The following is a 19,997-nucleotide window of genomic DNA, read 5'->3' on the forward strand; positions in this document are numbered from 1 at the left end:
CTTTCCCCCATTGGGAAAAAGGAAGCCTCATGACGCCGTTCCGTTCCCTAACGTCCGCCCTGGCGCTGGCCATGGCAATGACCAGTGTCTCGGTCGTGGCCGAGGTGTCCCAGAGCAATACCAGCGGTGATCCCGTCTACGACGTACAGGCACCACCCGCTTACGCGATGATTGGCGACCTGCTGGTAGCCCGGCCATTGCTGATCGCAGCTACCGTCATTGGCACCGGCGTGTTCGTGGTGTCGCTGCCTTTCACCGCGCTTGGCGGCAACGTCAAGGCTGCCGGCAAGGCCCTGGTGGTCGATCCGGGCAGGGCCGCGTTCGTTCGCTGCCTGGGCTGCACCGAAAGCGGCTATCACCACGGGGATTGACCCGTCAGGCCTGGCCAGTGATCCGGCGGTACTTGTCCATGAGCTGGTCGTGGGTTTCCGGATTGGCTTCATCCAGGGGGATGCAGTCCACCGGGCACACCTGCTGGCACTGGGGTTCGTCATAGTGCCCCACGCACTGGGTGCACAGGTTCGGGTCGATCACGTAGATCTCCTCCCCTTGGGAGATGGCGGCGTTCGGGCACTCGGGTTCGCAGACGTCGCAGTTGATGCAATCGTCGGTGATGATCAAAGACATGAAAACTCCGGCCCGGGCCGGCGCCAGGGCATGCTGAGACAATGCGCGCATTTTGCCCCAATCACCGGCGCCTTGCACGCCGGTGTGTCGGTTTCAGCCCTTGAAGCGCTGTTGCAGGGCATCCGCCACGGCTGGATGCACGAACTTGCTGATGTCACCGCCCAAGGCAGCGATTTCCCTGACCAATGTGGAGGAAATGAACGAATAGCGCTCGGAAGGGGTCAGGAACAGGCTTTCGATATCGGGCGCCAGCTGGCGGTTCATGTTCGCCAACTGGAATTCATATTCGAAATCGGAAACCGCCCGCAGGCCGCGTAGTAGTACGTTGGCGCCTTGCTCCTTGGCAAAGGCTGCCAGCAGCGTCGAAAAGCCGACCACTTCCACATTGGGCAGGTGACTGGTGACTTCCTTGGCCAGGGCCACCCGTTGATCCAGCGCGAATAGCGGGTTCTTCTTGGGGCTGGCGGCCACCGCGATCACCACAGTGTCAAACAGGCGCGACGCCCGCTCGACCAGATCGCCATGGCCCTTGGTAATAGGGTCGAAGGTGCCTGGATACAACACTCGATTCATCGCCAGATCCTGAAAAGGAAGCCGTTAGGGACTCGGATGGTAGCGCAGCCGGGCGCACAGGCGCCAGCAGGCGAGTACGCAGGGGCCGACAGGCCTCAGTGAGCGGCGGCCAGCAGGCCGGCCGGCGTAGGGTTGGCGAGAAAGGAGCGCACGTCCATGCCCGTGCTGTAGCGCAGGCTCAGTTCGTACACGATACGCAATACCTGGATGGAGTCCCCGCCGAGCTCGAAGAAGTTGTCCTGATCGTTGACCACATCCACGTGCAGGTATTTCTTCCACAATCCGATGACATCGTCCCGCGATACATTCATCACTGCCTCATTCGCGCGAAAGTCCGAGCTGAACGCACGCTAGTGCTGGCATTGCGCCACGTCAAGATCTGTTTGGGCTTCTATTCGCAAATCGCAAAAACAGTCAGGCTTGCTCGCCTGTGTCACTATGCTCATACCTCGAATAGCCGCGCCGAGACATGCCATGAGGGCCAGTCAGAAAACCCGCCAATTGATCGCCTTCACCGGCCTTGCGTTATTCAATGAGCATGGTGAGCGCAGCGTGAGCACCAATCACATCGCAGCGGCGGCAGGCATGTCGCCTGGTAATCTCTATTACCATTTTAGTAACAAGCAAGAGATCGTGGCGCTGCTGTTTTCTGACTATCAGGCGCAGGTCAAGCGAGCATTGGCGCTTGATCCGCTTTCGGACCAGGGCATGCCTGGATTGCGAAATTGTGTTGAAGGGATCATCGCGGCCATCTGGGACTACCGCTTCATCTACCGAGACCTTGAACATCTGCTTCAGGCTGATCAAGAGCTGGCGCTCCAGCATAGAGCGTTCTCAGCCGCTTGCCTGCGTGAGGGGCGCAAGTTTCTTGAGGCGCTCTGCCGCTGCCAGATCCTCTTCATGACTGGGCAGGAGCAGCAAACCGTGGCGATCAATGCCTGGTTGATCCTTACGTCCTGGGTTCGTTACCTGCAAACGACCTTGCCCGGGCCCGCGCGGTTGACGGTGCCAGCAGTAAGGCGGGGTGCCTGGCAAGCCTTGAGTCTGCTCCAGGGGTTCGTGACTCCAACGGCCAGGCCCGCCTTTGCCGAGCTGATGCTCAGCTTTCGAGGTGTCGACCAGCCCGAGCGCCCAGGCCGTCTAGCCGCCCTGGCCGCTGGAACTTAGGCCTGAACCACGGATCAATCGAGCATTTCCCGGGAAACCTGCCATGCCTATCGCGCAACTCATTACGCCTACTGCCTTGTACCAGCGGCTCGAGGAACCTGGATTGGTGATTCTCGATTGCCGGGCCTCTCTTGAGGATTTGGACTATGGCCGACGCAGCTATGCCCAAGGCCATATTGAAGGCGCGCGCCTGGCTGACCTTGAACGAGACCTGAGCGGCAAGGTGGTCAAGAACGTTACCGGGCGCCATCCTTTGCCCAGCCCTGGGCATCTGCTGGAGCGCTTCCAGGATTGGGGCATCAATGCCGATTCCGACGTTGTGCTTTATGACGACGGCCCAGGCATCTATGCCGCGCGGGCATGGTGGCTACTGGTCTGGCTCGGTAAGCGTAACGGCCTTTACCTGCTCGATGGTGGCCTCAAGGCATGGCACCGGGCTTGCGGCGCGCTAAGCTTGAACCCCCCTTCCACCAAGCGCGGGCATCTGAGCGGCAAACCCGATCCAGATCTGGTTGTGACCGCCCAGCAGGTCCATGATCAGCTCGGACAGGACCAGCTTGTACTGCTCGATGCTCGGGCCCAGGCGCGCTTCGACGGCGAAGTCGAACCCATCGATCCTGTGGCAGGCCACATACCCGGCGCCCACTGCCTGGATTTCAACCGGAATCTGGGCCCGGACGGTACCTTCCTGCCGGCCGAGGAACTGCGCGAACGGTTCGAGCCCTACCTGTCCTTGAAGGGGGATGCCGCACAGGTGGTAGCCTATTGCGGCTCCGGTGTCACCGCCTGCCACAACCTCTTCGCCATGTGCCTGGCGGGGCTGCCCCTGGCGCGCCTGTACGCCGGGTCCTGGAGCGAGTGGATCACCGACCCGCAGCGCCCGGTGGAAGTCACGACGGGCGATGTCAGGCCGGGTTGAGGGCACGCTCGCCCAGCCACTGGGGAATCCGGCGTTCAAGGTAATAACCGGGACGCCGCAGGCTTCCCTCTACGAAGCCAACGTGGCCACCACGGCGGTGCCGCTCGAAGGTAGTAGTGGGCGATAGTTCGCTGGCTTCGGGCAGGCTGTGACGAAACACGAACGGGTCGTCTTCGGCCTGGATAAGCAGGCAAGGGCGTTCGATATCCGGCAGGAAGTAGCGGCTGGACGCCCGGCGGTAATAATCCTGCGCGTCCTTGAAGCCGTGCAGCGGCGCGGTGATGCGGCCGTCGAAATCCCAGAAAGTGCGTATGCCTTGGAGCGGGCCCAAGTCAGCCAAGGCTTGCAGGTGGCGCGCATGGCCCTGCTGCTCGAAGCGCTGGCGCTTGTGCTGAAGGTAACCAAGCATTTCCTTCATGAAATGCGCCTGATAGATGCGCGAAAAGCCTAGGCCGATGCGGTCCGCGCATTGGTCGAGACGGAAGGGTACCGACACGGCGACCGCGGCCTGCAACGGACAGTCTGCCCCGGTCTCGCCCATGTATTTGAGCAGGATGTTTCCGCCCAGGGAGTAGCCGACTGCATACAGCGGCGCCATTGGGCGGCGCGCCTTGAGCTGGGCGATGACATCGGCCAGGTCCTCGCTGGCCCCCGAGTGGTAGCTTCGCGGCAGAAGGTTGGGCTCGCCCGAACAACCCCGCCAGTTCAGGGCCGCGCTGGCCCAGCCTTGGCGCGCCAGGGCCTGTTGCAGCCCGACGACATAGGGCGAATTCGATGAGCCTGTAAGGCCATGCAGCACCATTACCAGCGGGGCTTGGGTGTCATGAGGGCCGTGCCAGTCGATATCAAGGAAGTCGCCATCGGGCAGCCATAGCCGCTCGCGGGTTCGCTCCAGCGCAGGCGCGTTGCGCCAGAGCGGCCCCCACAGGGTTTGCAGGTGCGGGTTCGCCAGGCCCCGGGCAGGGCGGAAGGGCTCGCCTGGCGCCGTGTCGAGGTTCATCGCGCCGGGGCTCACTCAGCCGTGGCCCAGAGCGCGTAGTACACCTGGCCGGCCTGTTTTTCCCGATGCAGGCGCCAGCGAGCGGGCAGGCCCAGGGAAGACGGAGGCGTTTCGCTCTCGGTATAGACCCAGGCGCGCTCGGCCAGCCAGCCCTTGCCATCGAGCAGGGCGCATACGGGGGCCAGCAGGTTCTGGTGGAATGGTGGATCGAGGAACACCAGGTCGAAGGGATGCGCGGGCTGGTTGTCCAGGTAGCGCACCGCATCGGCCTGCAATAGCTGCCCTACTGGGCATTTGAGCAGGGCAAGGTTATCGCGAAGGCTGGCGATGGCAACGGCGTTGTTGTCCAGCGCCAGGCCCATGGCGGCGCCCCGGGACAGCGCTTCCAGGTACAGCGCGCCGCTCCCGGCGAAGGGGTCGAGCACCCGTGCGCCGGCCACATAGGGGGCCAGCCAGTTGAACAGGGTTTCCCGTACCCGATCAGGCGTAGGCCGCAGCCCCGGGCCGTCGGGGAAGCTGACCTTGCGGCTGCGCCACTCGCCGCCGATGATGCGGAGTTGACCCTGGCCGCCACGGGGGCCGGATTTGGCAGGTTGAATGGCCATTAGTGCTCCGGAATGCCGAGCGCAGGCTCGGTGGGGTTATCGGTTGGAGGGGGCAGAGCATCCTGCTCCACGGTGGGCCCTACGGTCACCACCGTCATCTTGTCTGCATCGAGATGACGATTCATGGCGCTCTTGACCTGTTCCACGGTCAACTTCTGGGACTGGGCCATGAAGTCCTCCAGGTAGGAAGCTGGCAGGTCGTAGAAGCCCATGCTGCCCAATTGCCCGACGATGCTCTCGTTGCTGGCATTGGACAGTGGGAAGCTTCCGGCAAGTTCCTTCTTGGCGGCGGCCAGCTCCGCTTCGGTGGGGCCATCGCGGAGGTAGTCACGAAGCACCCGACGAACCAGCTCCAGGGTGCCTTCGCTCACCGATGCCCGGGTTTGCAGGCTGATCATGAAGGGGCCCTGAACCTGCATCGGCGAGAAACCGGAGGATACGCCATAGGCCAGGCCCCGCTTTTCACGGACCTCGTTCATCAGGCGTGTGCCAAAGCCGCCACCGCCGAGGATCTGGTTGCCCAGGGTGAGCGCGACATGGTCCGGATTCTTGCGCTCGACGCCCAACTGGCCAATCAACAGATGGGTCTGCTTGGAAGGGAATTCGATATGGGTGGCGCCGGGCGCCTGCTCAACGGCCGCAGGCAGCGCTGGCAAGGCCGGGCCGGGGGGGAGCGCTTGGGAGACCTGCTCGGCCAAGGCTTCAGCCTGGGCGCGGTCGAGGTCGCCCACCAAGGCTATAACGGCGTTGCCGGCGGCGTAGGCCTGCTTGTGGAAGGCTTTCATCTGCGCCACGGTGATGGCCTGCACCGACGCAGCCGTCCCCTGGGTGTCGTGTGCATAGGGGTGGGGGCCGTAGAGCTTGCCCATGAACGCCAGGCTGGCCAGACGGCCCGGGCTCTGCTTCTGGTATTCGAAGCTGGCCAGCAGTTGGTTCTTGATGCGGGTGACCGAGGCAGCCGGGAAGGTGGGTTGCCCGATCACCTGGGTGAACAGCGCCATGGCCGGCACGCGCCTGGCTTCATCGACCAGGCTGCGCAAGCTCACCACGGCCATGTCACGGTATGAGCCATTGCCGAAATCGGCGCCCAGACCTTCGAAGCCACGGGCAATGGCGTCAACGTCCTTGCCTGGCACCCCTTCGTTGAGCATGGCGTTGGTCATCAGCGCCAGCCCGGGATGCTGTCCGTCACGGGCGCTACCGGCGGCGAAAGTCACCCGCAGGTCGAACATCGGCAACTCGTGGGCTTCGACGAAAAGAACCCGTGCTCCTGCGCGGGTGACCCAGCGCTGCACATTCAATTGGCGGTAGGTCGGGGTGGCGGCCTCGGCGCTGGCCAGGGTCTCCAGCCGGGGCGCTGAGGTAGCAGGCGCCGCCTCTGCATGAGCGGCGCCGTGGCCGGCCATGAGCAGTGCCAGTAGCCATGGGGTAACGGGGCGCTTACTCATGATCAGCCTCCGGAAGAACATGGGCGACGGTGAGTCGGTCGCGGCTGAAGTAGGTTTGCGCGGCCTGGCGGATATCGGCCGGCGTGACCTGGCCAAGGGCCTGGACCTCGCTGTCGAGCAGGGTCCAGGGCAGCCCGGCGGTTTCCAATTGACCGATGGCCGTGGCCTGGGAGGTGATCGAGTCCTGGTCGTAGACCAGCCCGGCGATGTATTGCACGCGGACCCGTTCCAGCTCCTCGGGCGACGGCGCGGTGCGCTTGATTTCGTCGAGCAGCCCCCAGAGCGCCTTCTCGGCATCGGCCACAGTCTTGCCTTTTTCGGCGTTGGGCGTGGCCGAGAGGATGAACAGGCTATCGCCACGATTGTAGGCGTCGTAGCTGGCCGAGGCTCCGGTCACTACCTCGGCGCCGCGTTCGAGTCGCGCGGCCATGCGGGCGCTGTAGCCGCCATCGAGCAGGGCCACCAGCAGGCGCAGCGCGGAGACCGAGCGAGGGTCGCTGGCTGTTGCCGCGCCCGGGACGTTGAACGCCATGAGCACGCTTGGCAGTTGAGTGCGCACGTGCAGCGTCAGCCTCCGTTCGCCAGGTTGGGCCAGTTCGACCGGGCGCTTGGCCGCGGGTACTGGCCGTTGCGCGATGGGGCCGAAGAAGCGCTCGGCCAAAGCCTTGACCTCCTCGGGCTGCACGTCGCCCACGACCACCAGGGTGGCGTTATTGGGGGCATACCAGGTGCGGTACCAGTCGCGCAGGTCATCGATGGTCATGCGCTGCAGGTCGGCCATCCAGCCGATGGTCGGCGTGCGGTATCCCGACGACGGGTAGGCGGCGGCCTTGAACAGCTCGAACGCTTTCTGCGCGGGCTTGTCCTCGGTGCGCAGGCGGCGCTCCTCCTTGATCACCTCGATCTCCCGGGTGAATTCCGCCGGTGGCAGGGCAAGGGTGGCCATGCGATCGGCTTCCATTTCAAGGGCTACGGGGAGTCGATCCTTCGCCAACACCTGGTAGTACGCCGTGTAATCGTCGCTGGTGAAAGCGTTCTCGTCCGCGCCCAGGTCGCGCAGTACCCGCGAGGCCTCGCCGGGGCCGAGCTTGCTGCTGCCCTTGAACATCATGTGTTCCAGGGCATGGGACAGGCCCGTGTGGCCCGGCCCCTCGTAGCTCGAGCCCACCTTGTACCAGAGTTGCGAAACCACCACAGGCGCGCGGTGATCCTCGCGCACGATGATCTTCAGGCCGTTGGCGAGCTGGTATTCATGGGTAGGTTGAGCGGCCAGCGCAGCGGTGGCCATGGAACAGCAGGCCAGGCTGGCCAGCCAGCTGGCGAAGCGGCGGGTGTGAGCGGTCATTTTCACTACGGAACCTGTACGGATGCCCCCTGGCCTTAGCGTCGGCGGGCGAGGAGGTGCTAGGATACTGATCCGCCCGGTGGACGGCCACGCCTGTGGCCATGCTTTGCCAAGCGTCTCGGCGCAAAATGTTGCACGAACGCGCCGGGCGAAAAAAGGTCTGTTCTGCGACCTCCAGTTTCCCCGAAGCGCCCCGGCTGGCGCTTCGCTACCTTGAGATAGCCGCCCTTCATGTTTGGTTCCAGTGACGATAAGAAGACCCCGGCCCAGGCCGGTGAGAAAAGAGGCCTGTTCGGCTGGCTGCGCAAGAAGCCGCAGGAGCCTGCCCCACAGCCCGTGGCCGAGCCTGCTCCGGCGAACGCTCCTGACGCCGCCGAAGTGGGCGTCGAGCGCGCCGTGGAACTTGCCCCCGAGCCAACGCTGACCACCGGGGCGTCGGATACAGCCCCGGCGCAAGTAGCGCCTGAAACCGCGGCGCCCGAGCCACGGCTGGAGCTGCCGGTACCGGAAGAGCCGGTTGGCATCGATCCAGAGCCGGAGCCCGCGCCGCTGCCGCCGCCCAGGCCGGTGCAGGCCGCCCAGGCGGCCCAGGCCCTGATACCCGCGGCGTCTGAACCTGCCATGCCTGCGTTCGAGCCGCAGATCGCGCCCCCTACGCCCCCGGTGCCCGTGGCTGGCGAGGCTACCAAGGTAGGCTTCTTCGCCCGGCTCAAGCAGGGATTGAGCAAGACCAGCGCCAGTATCGGCGAAGGCATGGCCAGCCTCTTCCTTGGCCGGAAGGCCATCGACGATGACCTGCTCGACGAAATCGAAACCCGCCTGCTGACCGCCGACGTGGGCGTCGAGGCCACCTCGGTGATCATTCGCAATCTCACCCAGAAGGTGGCGCGCAAGCAGCTGACCGATGCCCAGGCGCTCTACACCTCCCTGCAGGGCGAGCTGGCGGACATGCTGCGCCCCGTGGAGCAGCCCCTTGTCGTACAGGCGCAGCACAAGCCGTTCGTGATCCTGGTGGTGGGTGTCAATGGCGCCGGCAAGACCACCACCATCGGCAAATTGGCCGCGCGCTTCCAGCGCGAGGGGAAGAAAGTGATGCTGGCCGCCGGCGATACTTTCCGCGCCGCCGCCGTGGAGCAGCTGCAGGTCTGGGGCGAGCGCAACAATGTGCCGGTGATCGCCCAGCATACGGGCGCCGACTCCGCCTCGGTCATCTTCGATGCGCTGCAAGCCGCGCGCTCCCGGGGCATAGATGTGCTGATCGCCGATACGGCCGGCCGCCTGCACACCAAGGACAATCTCATGGAGGAGTTGAAGAAAGTACGCCGGGTCATGGGCAAGCTGGATGAAGCCGCGCCCCATGAGGTGCTGCTGGTGCTCGACGCGGGCACCGGCCAGAACGCGATCAACCAGGCCAAGCACTTCAACCAGTCGGTGGCCCTCACGGGCCTGGCCCTGACCAAGCTGGACGGCACCGCCAAGGGCGGGGTCATCTTCGCCCTGGCCAAGCAGTTCGGCCTGCCGATTCGTTATATTGGAGTAGGCGAGGGGATCGACGACCTGCGCACCTTCGAGGCCGAGCCCTTCGTCAAGGCCCTGTTCGCCGAGCGGGAGGGTGCATGATCCGCTTCGAGCAGGTGGGCAAGCGCTACGCCAATGGCCACGTGGGCCTGCATGAGCTGAGCTTCCGCGTGCGTCGAGGTGAATTCCTTTTTGTAACCGGTCATTCGGGCGCGGGCAAAAGCACCCTGCTGCGCCTGTTGCTGGCCATGGAGCGCCCCACCAGCGGCAAGTTGCTGCTTGCCGGTCAGGACCTGGGGCAGATCAGCAACGCACAGATCCCGTTCCTGCGCCGGCAGATCGGCGTGGTGTTTCAGAACCACCAGTTGCTGTTCGATCGTACCGTGTTCAACAACGTGGCCCTGCCGCTGCAGATCCTGGGCCTGTCCAAGGCCGAGATCGCCAAGCGGGTAGACGCGGCCCTGGAGCGAGTATCCCTTGGCGACAAGGGCGAACTCTTTCCGGGCGACCTTTCCACCGGTCAGCAACAACGGGTAGGCATTGCCCGGGCCATCGTGCACAAGCCGGCCCTGCTGCTGGCCGATGAGCCCACCGGCAACCTGGACCCGCGCCTGGCCGCGGAAATCATGGGCGTATTCGAAGATATCAACCGGTTGGGTACCAGCGTGCTGATCGCCAGCCATGATCTGGCACTGATCGCACGCATGCGCCATCGCATGCTCACCTTGCAGCGAGGTCGCCTGATCGGCGATGGGGAGGCAGGCCAATGAGCGCCACACGTAGCCCTAAGGTATCGGACCGGGTCGCGCCCAAGCCCGCTGAACCGGCGCCGAAGAAACCGCGTCGCCAGGACGAAGACGAGGGTCCGGATTTTGGCACGTTGTTTCACGCCTGGCTGGAAAGTCACAGGGCCAGCCTGGCCGACAGTCTCAAGCGTCTCGGAAGGCAGCCCATCGGCAGCTTCTTCACCTGCATGGTGATGGCGGTCGCCTTGAGCCTGCCCATGGGGTTGTCGTTGCTGCTCAAGAATGTGGAACGCCTTGGCGGTTCCTGGCAGCGGGCCGCGCAGATTTCCCTCTATATGCGCATGGACGCTGGAACACGGGAAGGCGAGTCCCTTGTAGGGCAGGTAAAGGGGCTGGCGGGCGTCGCGGACGCCGAGTTCATCAGCCGTGACAAGGCTCTGGAAAGTTTCCAGCAACAGTCCGGGCTGGGCGAGGCGCTGAAGGAACTGCCGGACAATCCCTTGCCGGGCGTCGTGGTGGTAACCCCCCTGGAGGTCGACAAGCCCGCTCTCGAAGCCCTGCGTGAACAATTGGCGCAATTGCCGAACGTGGAGCAGGCCCAGCTGGACCTGGTCTGGGTGGAGCGTCTGGCTGCCATCTTGAAGCTGGGCGACCGTTTCGTCTTCGGCCTGGCCGTATTGCTCATTTCCGCGCTGCTGCTGGTGATCGGCAATACCATTCGGCTGCATATCGAGAACCGCCGCAACGAGATCGAGGTCATTAAATTGGTGGGCGGCACGGATGCCTATGTAAGACGGCCCTTCCTCTACATGGGCGCGCTTTATGGGCTCGGCGCCGGCTTGCTCGCCTGGGCAGTGCTTGCCTTCGGACTGGACTGGCTCAATGGCGCGGTGATCAACCTGGCCGGGCTGTACGGTAGCGATTTTGCCCTGGCCGGAGTTCCCGGGGCAGACGGGGTATCGCTCTTGCTAGGGGCGGTATTGTTAGGGTATATCGGTGCATGGATTGCAGTGGCGAGGCACCTTCGGGAGCTGGCGCCACGCTGATCGAATTTTTGGCGCCAGTGGATCGTGCACCGGAACTCCCCTCCGGCAGCGTGGTCTATTGGGTCGGCGCTCACAAGGCGCACATCGGTTTCTCGGAGGTTTTTGAATGACCACGTCTTTGCAACCTGCTTATACGCTAGTCCCGGGTGCGAACCTGGAGGCCTACGTGCATGCGGTGAACAGCATTGCCTTGCTGACACCCGAGCGGGAGCGCGAACTGGCCGAAAAGCTCTACTACGACCAGGACCTCGACGCCGCTCGGGAGATGGTCCTTGCCCACCTGCGTTTCGTGGTGCATATCGCCCGTAGCTATTCCGGATACGGCCTGGCCCAGGCTGACCTCATCCAGGAAGGTAACGTCGGCCTGATGAAAGCGGTCAAGCGCTTCAACCCGGAAATGGGCGTGCGCCTGGTGTCTTTCGCCGTGCACTGGATCAAGGCCGAGATCCATGAATTCATCCTGCGCAACTGGCGGATCGTGAAGGTGGCCACCACCAAGGCCCAGCGCAAGCTGTTCTTCAACCTGCGCAGCCAGAAAAAACGTCTGGCCTGGCTGAACAACGAAGAAGTGCATCGCGTGGCCGAAAGCCTGGGCGTGGAGCCTCGCGAAGTGCGTGAAATGGAAAGCCGCCTCACAGGCCAGGACATGGCTTTCGACCCGGCCGCGGAGGCCGATGACGACAGCGCGTTCCAGTCTCCGGCCCATTACCTGGAAGACCATCGCTACGACCCGGCTCGTCAGCTGGAAGATGCAGACTGGACCGACAGCTCCACCAGCAACCTGCACGAGGCGTTGGAAGTGCTGGACGAACGCAGCCGTGACATTCTCTACCAGCGCTGGCTGGCCGAGGAAAAGGCCACGCTGCATGAGCTGGCCGCCAAGTACAACGTGTCGGCCGAGCGCATCCGTCAGTTGGAAAAGAACGCGATGAACAAGCTCAAGGGCACCATCGCGGCTTGATAAGCCTCAAGCCTGTCGGCCTCCTTGGTGGAGGCCGGGCAGCTGGTGAATAGTGGCCCAGGGCATGGGCCTGAATCAGGTGCTCAAGCTAATCGTTGGACAGCGGGTGGGAGCCAGCGAAGCTGGCGAATCGACGCTTGTATTCCCTGCCATTCGGTAGCTTCGCTACCTCCTAGTCGGCCCAGGGCGCGGACCTGGGCCTGTCCAGGTTCCCCAGATAATCGCTTCCCCCCAAGTGGCCCATCTGCTGGCGTATCCAGGCAGCCCGGCGTAGCACGTAGGGGCTAGGCCGGGCTGCGCTCCATTTCAAGGGTGAGGGAAGTACCGCGGCGAGCAGGCTGGCCTGCTGGCGGCTCAGGTTGATGGCGGACGTATTGAAGTGATGTCGGGCCGCCGCTTCGGCGCCAAACACGCCGCTGTCCCATTCGGCACTGTTCAGATATACCTCCAGGATGCGCTGCTTGGGCCATAGCACTTCGATCAATACCGTGAACCAGGCTTCCAGGCCCTTGCGCAAATAGCTCCGCCCCGACCACAGGAACAGATTCTTGGCCACTTGCTGGCTCAGAGTGCTGGCCCCGCGTAGCGCGCCACCGCGTTCGTTATGGCTGAAGGCGGCGCGGATGGCGGGGAGGTCGAACCCCCAATGGAAGGGAAACTTCTGATCTTCACCGGCAATGACGGCCACTTTCAGGTCGTCGGGCAGGTTGTCCCAGCTTCGCCATGTCCGTTGCAGGTCGATGGGCCGGCCATCGAACCAGGATTGCACCTTGCGCTCGATCATCAAGGCGGTGCCCGGCGGCGGAACCCAGCGAAACACAAGCACCAGGGCTAGGCTGCCGATGGCGAACCACATCAGAAAGCGACGAGTGTGCTGAAGGAGCGTCCCTAGCATGGTGTCCTTGGCCCTGGCGAAAGAGCGGGCCATTATACAGGCCTCGATGTCGTTGATCCGGAAGGGCACTCCATGTTGCGCACTTTACTTATGCTGGCTGCTTTCTTTGGCTTCACCGGGGTGGCCTTGGGTGCTTTCGCGGCCCATGGTCTCAAGGGCCGACTCAGCCAGGAATACCTGGCCATTTTCCAGACCGGGGTGCAGTACCAGCTCATCCATGCCTTGGCCCTGCTTGCAGTGGCGGTGCTGGGCAATGCCCTTCCCGGACGCTTGATGGCATGGAGCGGTGGGCTCTTCGCCCTGGGCATCCTGTTGTTTTCCGGAAGCCTGTATGCGCTTACCCTGGGTGGGATACCGCGCCTGGGTATCATCACGCCGTTCGGCGGGCTGGCGTTCCTGGCCGGCTGGGCCTGCCTGGGCCTGGCCGCCTGGCGGCTCGGCGCTGCCTGAACAGGCTGTGCCTTGGTCGCCACCCTGGATTTTCGCTAGAATGCACGCCCTCACATAGCATTGGCGCCGAGCATGCGCATTCAGTTGAACGGAGACACCTTCGAGCTGCCGACCGGCGAAACCGTTGCCGACCTGCTGGCTCGCATGGAGCTGGCCGGGCGCCGAGTCGCGGTCGAGCTGAACCTGGACATCGTGCCGCGCAGCGAGCACGCCACCACTTTGCTTAACGAAGGTGACCAGGTGGAAGTCGTGCAGGCGATCGGTGGCGGCTAGGGGCTGCGCCGAACATCGGTGAACCTGCCCACTGTCGCGGATAGCCAGGCCGGCGTACCGCACCTCATTCCCTACGAGAAGACCATGAGCACAATGAACGCAGACAAGCCATTCGTCCTGGCGGGGCGTACCTATCAGTCACGGTTGTTGGTGGGGACCGGTAAATACCGCGACCTGGAAGAAACCCGTCTGGCCATCGAGGCTTCGGGTGCTGAAATCGTCACGGTGGCGGTGCGCCGTACCAATATCGGGCAGAACCCGGGCGAGCCGAATCTGCTGGACGTGCTGCCACCTGACCGTTACACCATCCTGCCGAACACGGCGGGTTGCTACGATGCCAACGAGGCCGTGCGCACCTGTCGCCTGGCCCGCGAGCTGCTCGATGGCCATAAGCTGGTCAAGCTGGAAGTACTGGCAGACCAGAAAACCCTGTTCCCCAATGTGATCGAAACCCTCAAGGCCGCGCAAGTACTGGTCAAGGAAGGCTTCGATGTGATGGTCTACACCAGCGATGACCCCATCATCGCCCGTCAGCTGGCCGAAATCGGCTGCATTGCCGTCATGCCCCTGGCGGGCCTGATCGGCACCGGCCTCGGTATCTGCAACCCGTACAACCTGCGGATCATCCTCGAGGAAGCGAAGGTGCCCGTGCTGGTAGACGCTGGCGTCGGCACCGCATCCGACGCGACCATCGCCATGGAGCTGGGCTGCGAAGCGGTGCTGATGAATTCGGCCATCGCCCATGCCCAGTCACCTGTGCTGATGGCTGAAGCCATGAAACATGCGATCGTTGCCGGCCGTTTGGCCTGGCTCGCCGGACGCATGCCGAAAAAACTCTATGCCAGCGCCTCTTCGCCGCTGGATGGCCTGATCAAGTAAAGAGCTCCCATGACCGATTCACAGCCAAACCCGGTAGCCGCCGAGGACACGCCTTCCCACCGGCGCACCATCAAGAGTTTCGTAATGCGCGCCGGCCGCATGACCGAAGGGCAGCAACGCGGCCTCGACCAGGGGGGGCCACTGTTCATTCTGCCGCTGGCGGACGCCGTGATGGATTTCGATGAGGTGTTTGGGCGCTCGGCGCCACGCACCTTCGAGATCGGCTTCGGCATGGGCCACTCGTTGCTGGAAATGGCCGCCGCCGCCCCGGAGCAGGATTTCATCGGGGTAGAGGTGCACCGTCCCGGTGTCGGCGCCTTGCTCAACGGCGTGCTGGCCCAAGGGCTGAAGAATGTGCGGGTATTCGATTGCGATGCCATCGAGGTGCTAAAGCGCTGTGTGGCCGACGCCAGCCTGGACCGCCTGCTGCTGTTTTTCCCGGACCCCTGGCACAAGAGCCGCCACCACAAGCGGCGGATCGTTCAGCCGGCCTTCGCCGAGCTGGTCCGCAGCAAGCTCAAGCCTGGCGGCATCCTGCACATGGCCACCGATTGGGAGCCCTACGCCGAGCATATGCTGGAAGTCATGAGCGTGGCGCCTGGCTATCGCAACCTTGCCAGCGACGGGCGCTGGGTCGAGCGGCCCAGCGAGCGGCCGGTGACCAAGTTCGAGCGTCGTGGCGAACGCCTCGGCCACGGCGTTTGGGACCTGAAGTTCGAACGCGTCGAATGATCCCGGGTGGGGCAGCGGATCACTTGCGGTCCGCGACCACCCCAACCAATACCAGCACTACCACCAATACGGGCGCCAGGCTGTAGTTGTTGAATTGCTGCAGGCCTTTCAGTACCCAGGGCGTGGCGTGGATCAGCACAGCGCCACTGCCCACAGCGCAGGCCAGGGCCATCAAGGGCACCCGCAAGGTCCCACCCAGCCCGCCGACCTTCTGCTCGGCCCATGCCTTTATCTGCGCGCCGAAGAGCACCAGGGCGCAGCCCACCAACGCCAGGGCAATTTCGGAAAGCTGTCCGCGGCACCAGCGGGACATCGTCGAAAGCACATCCAGAAGCATGTCCATGCGTGAATCCTTAGCTTAAGAACAATTGCAGAAGGTCATTGAGAAACAGCTGGCCTCGCTCCGTGGCAACCAGGCGCGCCGGTTCGACCTGCACAAGCCCCTTTTGTTCGGCCACGCGCCGCCCCTCGGCCAAGGCCGTCAAACTGAGGCCGGTGCGCTCGGCGAACAGTTGCGTCGGTACGCCGTCCGTCAGGCGCAGGGCGTTCATCAGGAATTCGAAGGGCAGCTCTTGCGGCTCAAGGTATTTTTCGCCGGCCAGGTACGGTTTGGTCAGGTTGAGGTAATCCTTTGGCAGGCGGGTCTTCCAGGTCCGTCGGATACCGCCGTTGGCGTCGGTGAGCTTTCCATGCGCCCCAGCGCCAATGCCGATGAAATCGCCAAACTGCCAATAGTTGAGGTTGTGGCGCGCGGCTCGGCCAGGCCTGGCATAGGCGGAGACTTCATACTGGGCGAAGCCGGCCTGGGCCAACAATGCCTGGCCGGCTTCCTGGATGTCCCAGAGGATATCGTCTTCGGGCAATTGCGGCGGCTGGTTCCAGAACACCGTATTGGGCTCGAGCGTGAGCTGATACCAGGACAAATGAGTCGGGGCCAGGGCAATGGCCTGGCGCAGGTCATCGAGGGCTTCTTCCTGGGTTTGCCCTGGCAAGCCGTGCATAAGGTCCAGGTTGAAGTTGTCGAAGCCGGCCCGGCGAGCCATTTCCGCCGCGCGCAAGGCTTCATCTCCACTATGGATGCGACCTAGCGCTTCGAGCTTGTCGGCCTGGAAGCTCTGGACGCCGATAGACAAACGATTGATGCCGAGCTTGCGGTAGGCGATGAATTTTTCCTGCTCGAAGGTGCCAGGATTCGCCTCCAGAGTGATCTCTGTGTCTTCCGGTATGGCAACGCGCGCGCGCAAGCCGTCCAAGAGTCGGCCCAGCGCCTCGGCACTGAACAGGCTGGGCGTGCCGCCGCCGAAGAAGATCGATGACAGGGGGCGCCCCTGTACGCCGCCCAGCTCTCGCTCGAAGTCATCGAGCAGGGCACTGACGTAGGCGTCTTCAGGCAGGTCCGATCCCGCGGCGTGGGAGTTGAAGTCGCAGTAGGGGCACTTGCGCACACACCAGGGGATATGAATGTATAGCGCCAGCGGTGGCAAGCCAGGCACGGGGTTCATGCCAGCCCCAGGCGTTGGCGCAGCAGAGCCATGGCCCGGGCGCGGTGGCTGAGCTGATTCTTCTCCTCGGGACTGAGTTCGGCACTGGAACAGCCCCGCTCCGGTACCCAGAACAAGGGGTCATAGCCGAAGCCATGGGCGCCGCGCGCCGCCGGCAGGATCCGCCCGTGCCAGAGGCCCTCGCAGAGAATGGGCAAGGGGTCGTCAGCGTGCCGCACCAGGGCCAGGACACAAACGAATTGGGCTCCGCGCTCGGCTTGCGGTACGCCTTCCAGCGCGGCCAACAGCTTGGCATTGTTGGCCGCGTCGCCTTGGCCATCGGCATAGCGAGCCGAATAAATGCCTGGCGCGCCGCCAAGATAATCCACAGCCAGGCCGGAATCATCGGCCAGGGCAGGCAAGCCGGACAGGCGCGCCGCATTGCGCGCCTTGAGAATGGCGTTTTCTACGAAAGAGAGGCCGGTTTCTTCCGGCTCCACCTGACTGAACTCGCCCACGGAGCGCAGCTGTACGCTGCCGCCGAGCATGGCTTGGAGTTCCTTGAGCTTGCCAGTGTTATGGCTGGCCAATACCAATTGGGTGAAAGTGGTCATGGGTTTCGATAAGGCTCGATAAGCGGGCGGCGCCAAGGCGCCGAAACAGCGCAGAGCATGCCCCTGGCCAGAGCCTGGGGCAAGCGTGGCGGCCGGGCGGTCAGACCGCCATGTTTTCAGGGCGCAACTGAGGGCTGCTCAGGCGATAAATGCCGATTTCGCCGAGCAGGTTGGGCCAGGCGCGGCTCGCCCAGCCGTGACGATGGAGACGGTCCACGGCCAGGCGATCGAGGACCTGGGCCTGGCGTTCCCGACACAGGTTTTCGAAGTCTTCGAAGGTACAGAAGTGGATGTTGGGCGTGTTGTACCAAGTATATGGCAAGAACTCGGAGACTGGCATGCGCCCCTTGGTGGCCAGGTACCAACGGCAGCGCCAATGGCCGAAGTTGGGGAAGGTAATGATGCATTGCCTGCCCACGCGCAGCATTTCTTCCAAGATGCGGTCAGGGTATTCCACGGCTTGCAAGGCCTGGGTCATGACCACCACGTCGAAGCTGTCGCTGGCGAAGTTGCCCAGGCCCTTGTCGACGTTCTGCTCCACCACGTTGACACCCTTGCGGATGCATTCGTTGATGTTGTCCGGGTCGATCTCCAGGCCATAGCCGGTCACGCCCTTGTGGTCGCGTAGCCAGGCGAGGAGTTCACCGTTGCCGCAGCCCAGGTCCAGTACCCGGCTGCCGGCGGGAATCCATTCCTGGATGATTTCCAGATCGGCTCTCATGGGCACCTCAGATGACAATACGGTTCATGTAGCTGGCGAAGGCCTGCAGGTAGCGCGGAATCGGCATGAGGAAAGCGTCGTGACCCTGGGGAGCATCGATTTCCAGATAGGACACGTTCTTGCGCGCGGCCATGAGGGCGTCGACGATTTCTCGTGAGCGGGCCGGGGAGAAGCGCCAGTCCGTGGTGAACGACATGATGCAAAAGTCCGCGCTGGCGCTGGCCAGGGTCCTGGCCAGGTCATCTCCATGGGCCGCCGCCGGGTCGAAGTAGTCCAGGGCCTTGGTCATCAGCAGGTAGGTGTTGGCATCGAACCGGCCAGAGAACTCCTCGCCCTGGTACCTTAGGTAGCTCTCTACCTGGAAGGCCACGCTGTGAAAATCGTAGGCCAACTGGTCGCTCTTGAGTTCGCGGCCGAATTTCTCGCCCATGGAATCGTCCGACAGGTAAGTGATGTGGCCTACCATCCGGGCCAGCATCAGGCCGCGCTTGGGAATCACTCCTTCGGCCTGGAAGTTACCACCGTGGAATTCCGGGTCGGAGAGAATCGCCTGGCGCGCCACTTCGTTGAAGGCGATATTCTGTGCCGACAGCTTCGGTGCCGACGCGATGGCGACACAGTGACGTAGGCGCTCGGGATAGCTGATGGACCATTGCAGGGCCTGCATGCCACCGAGGCTGCCCCCCACCACCGCTGCCCATTGGCCGATACCCAGGCGATCCGCCAGGCGGGCCTGGCTGTTGACCCAGTCTTCCACCGTGAGCACGGGAAAGTTGGCGCCGAACGGCTTGCCTGTGGCCGGGTCAAGGCTGCCGGGGCCGGTGGAGCCGTTGCAGCCGCCCAGGTTGTTCAGCGCCACCACGAAGAAACGGCGCGTGTCGATGGGCTTGCCGGGGCCGATGGCGCTATCCCACCAGCCAGGCTTGCGATCGTTGGGTGTGTGGTAACCCGCCGCATGATGATGACCGGAAAGGGCATGGCAGATGAGCACGGCATTGCTGGCGTCGCTGTTGAGCTGCCCGTAGGTCTCGTACATCAGCTCGTAGCTGGCCAGGGAGCGGCCGCAGGCCAGGGGCAAGGGATCGTTGAATTGCGCGACTTGTGGCGTGACTAAACCGACCGAATCTTCGGGGAAGACTGTGGACATCGACCCTGCTCTCACGTGAATGAGGCGTAAGGATAAGGAGGGGGGGCAGTGGGGGCAAGCAGCGTTGCCCCAAGGCTCCGTGTGAAAAACCTTGATACTCGGTGATGCTGCGTTGAAAACAGCCTCGGAATGCTCATTTACAACCCGTAAACTGCGCTTCCTCGGCTGTTTTCGCCTTGCCTGCGCGGCCCGGCCTGACCTTCGTCTCAAGCCTCTCAAACAGCCCCTGCTGCGGTGCTGTTGCCCGGTCAGATCAGCGTGCGCAGGATCGGCGGCATTCCGGTCATGGCGGCCAGGTTGTTGATCACCAGCATGTCCAGCAGCTTGAGCACCATGAAGGCCAGGATAGGCGAGATGTCCAGGCCGCCCAGGTTGGGCAGGATGCGCCGGAAGGGCGCCAGTACCGGCTCGCAGATCTGGTTGACCAGCTCCGCGCCTGGGTTGTGGCTGGCCGGCGCCACCCACGAGAGGATGACGCTGATGATCATGGCGAAGAAGAAGATATTGAGGAACAGCGCGGTCACGCCAATGATCGCCCAGATCAGTAGCTGAACCGGGTTGCCAGTAGTCCCGTAAGCCAGGAGCAGGGTCAGGGCCATGATCGCCATCTGGATGACGATTGCCAGGATCAGGGAGGACATGTCCAGCCCGAACAGGCTGGGAATGATCCGCCGCAGCGGCCGCAGCAGCGGCTGGGTCGCGCGTACGGCGAACTGGCTCAGGGGGTTGTAGAAGTCGGCGCGCACAAGCTGGAGCACGAAGCGTAGCAAGACGATCAGCAGGTAAAGGCTGCCAAGGGTTTGCAGCACGTAGATCAACGCAGTGTTCAGTCCAATCATCGAAAAGGCTC

Annotated in this window: 25 protein-coding genes; 11 read left to right on the forward strand and 14 right to left on the reverse strand. The window is 63.5% G+C overall.

Features of this window, described 5'->3' with window-relative positions:
- Nucleotides 1–29 precede the first annotated feature (29 nt).
- A complete protein-coding gene (locus tag ACP691_RS15725; RefSeq protein WP_040259524.1) occupies nt 30–371 on the forward strand; it encodes a hypothetical protein in 342 nt (113 codons plus the stop codon).
- 4 nt (nt 372–375) lie between these two features.
- Here the strand turns inward: ACP691_RS15725 and ACP691_RS15730 are convergent, their stop codons facing one another.
- From ACP691_RS15730 to ACP691_RS15740, 3 genes are all read right to left on the reverse strand, one after another.
- The gene (locus ACP691_RS15730; protein ID WP_040259525.1) at nt 376–627 is read right to left on the reverse strand and encodes a YfhL family 4Fe-4S dicluster ferredoxin; all 252 of its coding nucleotides are present in this window, start codon (nt 625–627) and stop codon (nt 376–378) included.
- Between the two features lie 93 nt (nt 628–720).
- Nucleotides 721–1,200, reverse strand: coding sequence for a pantetheine-phosphate adenylyltransferase (gene coaD, locus ACP691_RS15735; protein WP_040259526.1), 480 nt, complete (start codon nt 1,198–1,200; stop codon nt 721–723).
- Nucleotides 1,201–1,295: 95 nt separating this feature from the next.
- Nucleotides 1,296–1,511, reverse strand: a complete 216-nt coding sequence (locus ACP691_RS15740) for an acyl carrier protein (protein WP_040259528.1) — start codon at nt 1,509–1,511, stop codon at nt 1,296–1,298.
- A 163-nt stretch (nt 1,512–1,674) separates the two neighbouring features.
- On the opposite strand from ACP691_RS15740, the gene ACP691_RS15745 reads away from it, so the two are divergent.
- Nucleotides 1,675–2,367, forward strand: a complete 693-nt coding sequence (locus ACP691_RS15745; RefSeq protein ID WP_426199732.1) for a TetR/AcrR family transcriptional regulator — start codon at nt 1,675–1,677, stop codon at nt 2,365–2,367.
- A gap of 43 nt (nt 2,368–2,410) precedes the next feature.
- On the forward strand, nt 2,411–3,286 hold the full coding sequence (locus tag ACP691_RS15750; RefSeq protein WP_426151656.1) for a sulfurtransferase: 876 nt from the start codon (nt 2,411–2,413) through the stop codon (nt 3,284–3,286).
- Here the strand turns inward: ACP691_RS15750 and ACP691_RS15755 are convergent.
- Genes ACP691_RS15755 through ACP691_RS15770 form a run of 4 tightly spaced genes read right to left on the reverse strand, consistent with a single transcriptional unit; the run spans nt 3,273 to nt 7,684 of the window.
- The gene (locus tag ACP691_RS15755; protein WP_426151654.1) at nt 3,273–4,286 is read right to left on the reverse strand and encodes a hydrolase; all 1,014 of its coding nucleotides are present in this window, start codon (nt 4,284–4,286) and stop codon (nt 3,273–3,275) included. The two genes, ACP691_RS15750 and ACP691_RS15755, sit on opposite strands and share 14 nt — an antisense overlap.
- Nucleotides 4,287–4,297: 11 nt before the next feature.
- A complete protein-coding gene (gene rsmD, locus ACP691_RS15760; RefSeq protein ID WP_426151652.1) occupies nt 4,298–4,891 on the reverse strand; it encodes a 16S rRNA (guanine(966)-N(2))-methyltransferase RsmD in 594 nt (197 codons plus the stop codon).
- Nucleotides 4,891–6,297 carry a M16 family metallopeptidase gene (locus ACP691_RS15765; RefSeq protein ID WP_426151812.1) on the reverse strand — a complete coding sequence of 469 codons (1,407 nt, stop codon included), beginning with the start codon at nt 6,295–6,297 and terminating at the stop codon, nt 4,891–4,893. The genes rsmD and ACP691_RS15765 overlap by 1 nt, the downstream gene beginning before the upstream one ends.
- A gap of 34 nt (nt 6,298–6,331) precedes the next feature.
- A complete protein-coding gene (locus tag ACP691_RS15770) occupies nt 6,332–7,684 on the reverse strand; it encodes a M16 family metallopeptidase (RefSeq protein WP_426151650.1) in 1,353 nt (450 codons plus the stop codon).
- Between the two features lie 231 nt (nt 7,685–7,915).
- On the opposite strand from ACP691_RS15770, the gene ftsY reads away from it, so the two are divergent.
- The 4 genes from ftsY to rpoH all read left to right on the forward strand — a co-directional run bounded on the left by ftsY (nt 7,916) and on the right by rpoH (nt 11,955).
- The gene (gene ftsY / locus ACP691_RS15775) at nt 7,916–9,304 is read left to right on the forward strand and encodes a signal recognition particle-docking protein FtsY (protein WP_426151648.1); all 1,389 of its coding nucleotides are present in this window, start codon (nt 7,916–7,918) and stop codon (nt 9,302–9,304) included.
- A complete protein-coding gene (gene ftsE, locus ACP691_RS15780) occupies nt 9,301–9,972 on the forward strand; it encodes a cell division ATP-binding protein FtsE (RefSeq protein ID WP_040259538.1) in 672 nt (223 codons plus the stop codon). Before ftsY ends, ftsE begins: the two co-directional genes overlap by 4 nt.
- Nucleotides 9,969–10,994 (forward strand): permease-like cell division protein FtsX, encoded by a 1,026-nt coding sequence (gene ftsX, locus ACP691_RS15785; protein ID WP_426151645.1) that lies wholly within the window; start codon nt 9,969–9,971, stop codon nt 10,992–10,994. The genes ftsE and ftsX overlap by 4 nt, the downstream gene beginning before the upstream one ends.
- 106 nt (nt 10,995–11,100) lie before the next feature.
- Nucleotides 11,101–11,955 carry an RNA polymerase sigma factor RpoH gene (gene rpoH, locus ACP691_RS15790; RefSeq protein ID WP_040259541.1) on the forward strand — a complete coding sequence of 285 codons (855 nt, stop codon included), beginning with the start codon at nt 11,101–11,103 and terminating at the stop codon, nt 11,953–11,955.
- 172 nt (nt 11,956–12,127) lie between these two features.
- Here the strand turns inward: rpoH and mtgA are convergent, their stop codons facing one another.
- On the reverse strand, nt 12,128–12,850 hold the full coding sequence (gene mtgA, locus ACP691_RS15795) for a monofunctional biosynthetic peptidoglycan transglycosylase (protein ID WP_426151810.1): 723 nt from the start codon (nt 12,848–12,850) through the stop codon (nt 12,128–12,130).
- A gap of 72 nt (nt 12,851–12,922) precedes the next feature.
- On the opposite strand from mtgA, the gene ACP691_RS15800 reads away from it, so the two are divergent.
- The 4 genes from ACP691_RS15800 to trmB all read left to right on the forward strand — a co-directional run bounded on the left by ACP691_RS15800 (nt 12,923) and on the right by trmB (nt 15,184).
- A complete protein-coding gene (locus ACP691_RS15800) occupies nt 12,923–13,300 on the forward strand; it encodes a DUF423 domain-containing protein (RefSeq protein WP_426151643.1) in 378 nt (125 codons plus the stop codon).
- Nucleotides 13,301–13,372: 72 nt separating this feature from the next.
- A complete protein-coding gene (gene thiS, locus ACP691_RS15805) occupies nt 13,373–13,573 on the forward strand; it encodes a sulfur carrier protein ThiS (protein WP_040259545.1) in 201 nt (66 codons plus the stop codon).
- An 84-nt stretch (nt 13,574–13,657) separates the two neighbouring features.
- Nucleotides 13,658–14,452, forward strand: coding sequence for a thiazole synthase (locus ACP691_RS15810; RefSeq protein ID WP_040259851.1), 795 nt, complete (start codon nt 13,658–13,660; stop codon nt 14,450–14,452).
- Nucleotides 14,453–14,461: 9 nt separating this feature from the next.
- Entirely contained in the window at nt 14,462–15,184 is a 723-nt protein-coding gene (gene trmB, locus ACP691_RS15815; protein WP_426151641.1) for a tRNA (guanosine(46)-N7)-methyltransferase TrmB, read from the forward strand.
- A gap of 19 nt (nt 15,185–15,203) precedes the next feature.
- Here trmB and ACP691_RS15820 read toward each other — a convergent pair whose 3' ends face one another.
- The 6 genes from ACP691_RS15820 to ACP691_RS15845 all read right to left on the reverse strand — a co-directional run bounded on the left by ACP691_RS15820 (nt 15,204) and on the right by ACP691_RS15845 (nt 19,986).
- Complete coding sequence (locus tag ACP691_RS15820; RefSeq protein ID WP_426151639.1) at nt 15,204–15,527, reverse strand: DUF3392 family protein; 324 nt, start codon at nt 15,525–15,527, stop codon at nt 15,204–15,206.
- A 10-nt stretch (nt 15,528–15,537) separates the two neighbouring features.
- Complete coding sequence (gene hemW, locus ACP691_RS15825) at nt 15,538–16,686, reverse strand: radical SAM family heme chaperone HemW (RefSeq protein ID WP_426151637.1); 1,149 nt, start codon at nt 16,684–16,686, stop codon at nt 15,538–15,540.
- Nucleotides 16,683–17,279: an RdgB/HAM1 family non-canonical purine NTP pyrophosphatase gene (rdgB, locus tag ACP691_RS15830; protein WP_426151635.1), complete on the reverse strand. Its 597-nt coding sequence runs from the start codon at nt 17,277–17,279 to the stop codon at nt 16,683–16,685. The genes hemW and rdgB overlap by 4 nt, the downstream gene beginning before the upstream one ends.
- A 100-nt stretch (nt 17,280–17,379) precedes the next feature.
- Complete coding sequence (gene metW, locus ACP691_RS15835; RefSeq protein ID WP_426151633.1) at nt 17,380–18,000, reverse strand: methionine biosynthesis protein MetW; 621 nt, start codon at nt 17,998–18,000, stop codon at nt 17,380–17,382.
- A 7-nt stretch (nt 18,001–18,007) separates the two neighbouring features.
- On the reverse strand, nt 18,008–19,147 hold the full coding sequence (gene metX / locus ACP691_RS15840) for a homoserine O-succinyltransferase MetX (protein WP_426151631.1): 1,140 nt from the start codon (nt 19,145–19,147) through the stop codon (nt 18,008–18,010).
- Nucleotides 19,148–19,395: 248 nt separating this feature from the next.
- On the reverse strand, nt 19,396–19,986 hold the full coding sequence (locus ACP691_RS15845) for a YggT family protein (RefSeq protein WP_426151629.1): 591 nt from the start codon (nt 19,984–19,986) through the stop codon (nt 19,396–19,398).
- Nucleotides 19,987–19,997: the final 11 nt, after the last annotated feature.

Origin of the sequence: Pseudomonas sp. DC3200b2 (assembly GCF_049895785.1) — a bacterium.
GTDB classification, from domain to species: Bacteria; Pseudomonadota; Gammaproteobacteria; order Pseudomonadales; family Pseudomonadaceae; genus Aquipseudomonas; species Aquipseudomonas massiliensis.

What these genes read in the sequence shown, in the direction of transcription:
- ACP691_RS15725 (WP_040259524.1), top strand. Translation starts at nt 30, where the DNA reads ATGACGCCGTTCCGTTCCCTAACGTCCGCCCTGGCGCTGGCCATGGCA.
- ACP691_RS15730 (WP_040259525.1), bottom strand. Translation starts at nt 627, where the DNA reads ATGTCTTTGATCATCACCGACGATTGCATCAACTGCGACGTCTGCGAA.
- coaD (WP_040259526.1), bottom strand. Translation starts at nt 1,200, where the DNA reads ATGAATCGAGTGTTGTATCCAGGCACCTTCGACCCTATTACCAAGGGC.
- ACP691_RS15740 (WP_040259528.1), bottom strand. Translation starts at nt 1,511, where the DNA reads ATGAATGTATCGCGGGACGATGTCATCGGATTGTGGAAGAAATACCTG.
- ACP691_RS15745 (WP_426199732.1), top strand. Translation starts at nt 1,675, where the DNA reads ATGAGGGCCAGTCAGAAAACCCGCCAATTGATCGCCTTCACCGGCCTT.
- ACP691_RS15750 (WP_426151656.1), top strand. Translation starts at nt 2,411, where the DNA reads ATGCCTATCGCGCAACTCATTACGCCTACTGCCTTGTACCAGCGGCTC.
- ACP691_RS15755 (WP_426151654.1), bottom strand. Translation starts at nt 4,286, where the DNA reads ATGAACCTCGACACGGCGCCAGGCGAGCCCTTCCGCCCTGCCCGGGGC.
- rsmD (WP_426151652.1), bottom strand. Translation starts at nt 4,891, where the DNA reads ATGGCCATTCAACCTGCCAAATCCGGCCCCCGTGGCGGCCAGGGTCAA.
- ACP691_RS15765 (WP_426151812.1), bottom strand. Translation starts at nt 6,297, where the DNA reads ATGGCCGGCCACGGCGCCGCTCATGCAGAGGCGGCGCCTGCTACCTCA.
- ACP691_RS15770 (WP_426151650.1), bottom strand. Translation starts at nt 7,684, where the DNA reads ATGACCGCTCACACCCGCCGCTTCGCCAGCTGGCTGGCCAGCCTGGCC.
- ftsY (WP_426151648.1), top strand. Translation starts at nt 7,916, where the DNA reads ATGTTTGGTTCCAGTGACGATAAGAAGACCCCGGCCCAGGCCGGTGAG.
- ftsE (WP_040259538.1), top strand. Translation starts at nt 9,301, where the DNA reads ATGATCCGCTTCGAGCAGGTGGGCAAGCGCTACGCCAATGGCCACGTG.
- ftsX (WP_426151645.1), top strand. Translation starts at nt 9,969, where the DNA reads ATGAGCGCCACACGTAGCCCTAAGGTATCGGACCGGGTCGCGCCCAAG.
- rpoH (WP_040259541.1), top strand. Translation starts at nt 11,101, where the DNA reads ATGACCACGTCTTTGCAACCTGCTTATACGCTAGTCCCGGGTGCGAAC.
- mtgA (WP_426151810.1), bottom strand. Translation starts at nt 12,850, where the DNA reads ATGCTAGGGACGCTCCTTCAGCACACTCGTCGCTTTCTGATGTGGTTC.
- ACP691_RS15800 (WP_426151643.1), top strand. Translation starts at nt 12,923, where the DNA reads ATGTTGCGCACTTTACTTATGCTGGCTGCTTTCTTTGGCTTCACCGGG.
- thiS (WP_040259545.1), top strand. Translation starts at nt 13,373, where the DNA reads ATGCGCATTCAGTTGAACGGAGACACCTTCGAGCTGCCGACCGGCGAA.
- ACP691_RS15810 (WP_040259851.1), top strand. Translation starts at nt 13,658, where the DNA reads ATGAGCACAATGAACGCAGACAAGCCATTCGTCCTGGCGGGGCGTACC.
- trmB (WP_426151641.1), top strand. Translation starts at nt 14,462, where the DNA reads ATGACCGATTCACAGCCAAACCCGGTAGCCGCCGAGGACACGCCTTCC.
- ACP691_RS15820 (WP_426151639.1), bottom strand. Translation starts at nt 15,527, where the DNA reads ATGGACATGCTTCTGGATGTGCTTTCGACGATGTCCCGCTGGTGCCGC.
- hemW (WP_426151637.1), bottom strand. Translation starts at nt 16,686, where the DNA reads ATGAACCCCGTGCCTGGCTTGCCACCGCTGGCGCTATACATTCATATC.
- rdgB (WP_426151635.1), bottom strand. Translation starts at nt 17,279, where the DNA reads ATGACCACTTTCACCCAATTGGTATTGGCCAGCCATAACACTGGCAAG.
- metW (WP_426151633.1), bottom strand. Translation starts at nt 18,000, where the DNA reads ATGAGAGCCGATCTGGAAATCATCCAGGAATGGATTCCCGCCGGCAGC.
- metX (WP_426151631.1), bottom strand. Translation starts at nt 19,147, where the DNA reads ATGTCCACAGTCTTCCCCGAAGATTCGGTCGGTTTAGTCACGCCACAA.
- ACP691_RS15845 (WP_426151629.1), bottom strand. Translation starts at nt 19,986, where the DNA reads ATGATTGGACTGAACACTGCGTTGATCTACGTGCTGCAAACCCTTGGC.